This window comes from Actinomyces oris (assembly GCF_001929375.1).
Classification (GTDB): Bacteria; Actinomycetota; Actinomycetes; order Actinomycetales; family Actinomycetaceae; genus Actinomyces; species Actinomyces oris_B.
Genome location: NZ_MSGO01000050.1, coordinates 1 through 4,109, shown reverse-complemented (window position 1 = coordinate 4,109; position 4,109 = coordinate 1). Strand labels below are relative to the sequence as shown.

General features: G+C 63.4%; 1 protein-coding gene and 1 pseudogene. Both read left to right on the top strand.

Annotation, left to right across the window (positions count from 1 at the left end):
- Nucleotides 1-2,406, top strand: a 2,406-nt coding sequence (locus tag BKH32_RS11125) for an FtsX-like permease family protein (RefSeq protein ID WP_075250103.1), incomplete at its 5' end; no start/stop codon positions are given.
- A 588-nt stretch (nt 2,407-2,994) separates the two neighbouring features.
- Nucleotides 2,995-3,696, top strand: a pseudogene (locus tag BKH32_RS11120) (ABC transporter ATP-binding protein); the annotation flags it as partial.
- Between the last annotated feature and the right edge of the window lie 413 nt (nt 3,697-4,109).

Here is a 4,109-nt window from a genome sequence, read left to right as displayed (position 1 = left end):
CAAGCAAAAGTGACTGAGAACGCCCGAGCGAGCGTCGGCGACGCTGACGTGGTAGTTCTAGCAGGCTCTAGCGGCGACACTGCCAGCGGCAGGATCTCCGAGCAGGCTGTGCGAGAGGTCTCCGCAGCTGGCGGAGTTGCGTCCGTACGCCCCTATGTCGACGGAGGGGTTCAAGCTAGCCGCGCGGGCACAGGACAAGAAAGCGGTCTCATTGTCCTGAATGTACCGAAGCTCACGGGCGGTACCCGTTTAACAGAGGGGCGACTGCCGCAAACCGCTAACGAGATCGCTGTCGCACCCGCCGTCCTAGAGCGTCAGCAGGGCGTAAAAGTCGGCAGCACCCTGAGCCTGAAGGCTTCCAAGGATGCCTCCCCCACAACAGTCAGCATCGTGGGCGTGGTCCAGCCGGCGGCCGACATCACACGGGGTGATACTGACGACACCCCCTACATCTTCGCTACTGGAGAGGCGCAAGCCGCAATGGGGCTTCCTGATGGCCCCACCATCCTTTACGTCACCGCACAGGCGGGAACCAGTGACAAGGAGCTTCTCAGCTCCGTCACCAAGGCTCTGGCGGCCACACAGCCCGACACGAAAGCCTACACAGCCTCCGACATAGTCACCATGCGCGCCGAGAACTCAGACGCTACGGCATCGAAGACACTCACCCTTCTGCAAATCATCGCCCCTGTGTGCATCGTCGTGTCCGGGATAGTCATCGCCACAACCTTCACGACACTTATGGCTCGCCAGACCCGTCAGATCGGGCTGCTGCGCTGTGTCGGCGCCAGCCGCAGCCAGATCATGGGTTCTGTGCTGCGCACAGCTTTGTTCACCGGGCTGACTGGATCCGTAGCGGGGGCTATCGTCGGCGCCGCCATAGCGGTTCCGGTGATCCATCTCGGCATCATCGAGAGCGTCAAACCCCGCCATCTGACCATCTCCTGGACAACGTTCGCCTTGGCGCTCCTTGTCGGCACAGTGATGACCTTGGTCTCCGTCTTGAGGACGGCGCGCCAGGCCACTCGAGTATCTCCACTTGTGGCACTGACCGAGCAGGCCTCCAACCAAAAGTCACTTAGCAGACGACGGATGGCGACGGCAGTCGCGGGTGTGGTCGTCGCCATACTCGGCCTTGGCCTCATTCAGGGCGGGATTACCTGGGGCTTCTTGCAGATAATCGGGGCAGGGGCAGGGATATCCGTCCTCGGAATCATCTTTGCACTTCCTCTGCTCGTCATCGGAATGTCTCGCCTGATCGAATTAGTCTGTAGCCAGACCCACAAACCAATCCTCCACTTGGCCTCCCGCAATCTGGCCCGTCATCCCAAGCGGTCCGCCGCGACCACTGCGTCTCTGCTCGTCGCTGTCGCTGTGGCAGCCACGATGGCCAGCGGGCTGGCCGGCATTGCATCGTCCATGCAGAACTACGTCAGTTCCAATACTCCCATTGACATCATCGTGGGAGAGTTCGAAAGCGGACAAGATCCCTCGTCAACTGTCACAAAGATTGCAGCCGTTGACGGGGTGGATTATGTCACCTCTCTCCCGTGGCTTGACGTCAAGATGACCAGTGAAGACCAGGGCATCCAGGAAGAAAGCCTTAACGTTGCCGCCGTCGACCAGAAGAAGGTCTCCCCAGTCCTCCGTTCCCGGGAAGCCCTGGAGACTCTCGACGACCAGACCCTCATCTTGAGTCGCATATACAACATCCCCGACGGAACACCTGTGACCCTCAAGGGGCCTGCCGGAAGCGTTGAACTCACCGTCCGAGTGAAGGAGGGGCTCGACGCCGCCATCACGCCCACCGTCGCGAATCGGCTGGTCGGAGAGGTCCCAACCGCCTCCATCTTGTGGGTGCGCACCAGTGGGGACGCCTCCAACCAGACCCCTGTCTCCGCCGTCCGCAAGGCCTTGGCGGGTACCGGACTATACGTCGCCGACTCCCAGGAGGGCCGCGTCAACTTCACCAACCAGGTTCAGCAAGTCGCCATAGCGATCGGCGCCATGCTGATCTTCACGCTACTGATCGCCCTATCCGGACTGGCCAATACCATCACCATCAGTGTCCTGGAACGCACCCGCGAGCTCGGAGTCCTGCGCGCCACCGGTGCCCAACGCAAGGAAATCAGGCTTCTGTTCATCACCGAGGCCATCCTTATCGCCCTCCTGGGCGGCAGCATCGGTATCCTGCTCGGCTGCGGCGTGGGTATCGCAGGGGTGGCCGCCCTACTCAACACAAACTCCGGGGACTTCCTCACAATCCTCCAAGTCCCGTGGCTTACCTTAACCCTGGTCTTGGGTGGCATCCTCCTGGCTGCCACCGCAGTCGGAGTCCTGGCCTCACTGCGCCCAGCTGAGAGCGCCAGTAGGATCCCACCCATCCGCGCCCTCGCCCAGGACTAGCTTCCAGAATGCTGCCGAATATTCTTTTCGGTACTGCACGCTCCGCATTTCAGGCTGTTACGTCTCTGAACATGGGCGACAGTTCCGTGTCAGGTCTGTGTCAGGACATCGGTGACACTTCGGAGGGTTCTGGGGGGGTGACACGTGTGGTCTGAGATTGAGCGGTGAGCTCAGATAAGAATCGTAGTGTTGATCCTCGTGTCCGTCTGGTGATCGCCCAGTGGCCTGATGACGCGCCTCGTGGGGCGGTGGCGACGTTCTGCGCTGAGCACTCCATCTCACGCAAGACGTTCTACGTCCTGCGGCGCCGCCCCCGTCCGAAGGGGCCGGCGGCGGTGCTTGAGCCCCGGTCGCGTCGCCCGGTTCGCCTGCGGCGCTCCGCTCACCCGGCGTCAGACGCCCTACAACGAGTCTGATTATGGGCAGCGGTCAAATCTCATCCTAAAGGCGGAGACGCCACTGCAGCCCGTCCCTTCGACGCATTCCGGTTCGTCTCCCCGATTCCTAGCCTCGAGGCATCCACCCATCTATCACGGGGACTGTGCGGCACACCGGCCGCGGCTCCCGCCCGGAAGGAAGAGAAGCACCATGCCGCACCAGATTCCACACATCAGTCCCACCGTCAACAAGGTGGTTGAGGCCCGTGCTCTGCGTAAGGTCTACGGCGAGGGCAACGCCCAGGTCATCGCCCTGGACACGGTCAGCCTCACCATCACCGAAGGAGAGTTCGCAGCCATCATGGGCCCCTCCGGCTCAGGCAAGTCCACACTCCTGCACTGCCTAGCCGGCCTGGACACCCCCACCTCCGGCAGCGTCTTCATCGCCGGACAGGACCTGTCAGGCATGAAGGACAAACAGCTCACCACCATACGCCGCGACCAGCTCGGCTTCATCTTCCAGTCCTTCAACCTCCTACCCACCCTGACCGCCGAGGAGAACATCCTCCTACCCCAGCGCCTGGCACACCGCAAACCATCCCGAGACTGGTACGACGCCGTCATCTCAGTCCTGGGCCTCACCGACCGCCTGTCCCACCGCCCCAACGAGCTCTCCGGCGGACAGCAGCAACGCGTAGCCGTAGCCCGCGCCCTGATAGGCCGCCCCAAAGTCATCTTCGCCGACGAACCCACCGGAGCCCTGGACACCGCCTCAGCCGCCAACCTCCTACAAACCCTCGCCCACATGTGCCAAACCCTGGGCCAGACCGTCGTCATGGTCACCCACGACGAACAAGCCGCAGCCACCACCAACCGCATCATCCGCCTACGCGACGGACGCATCACCAACGACGACACCGTCCACCACACCCCCGGCACCCACACCACACCAACTGCCCGCCCAGCCCAGCAGGCGCCCCCTGCTCACGCCCACGCAGCACCGATGACGGCACCGGCTACCCCGGCACCCCCGGCTCCCCCCGCACCGACGCGTCGCGCCATCACCCCGGCGACCGCACCGGAGCCCCGCCGCGCCTCCAGAGCGAGCACCGCCCACGCGCCCCGTCCCGCCGAGGTCTACAGCGCCCGCCACGCCGCGCCTCCCAGCGCAACCCAGATGTTCGGCTTCGGCAGCCCCTACGCCACAGGAATGGAGGCCCGCTAATGCCCTCCCTCCTCGACCTACGGCGCACCGCGGCAGCCCTCGTGGCCGTAGCCATGAGCGCAGCCCTCATCGCCTTCGCCCTCATCATCTCCGACTCCTTA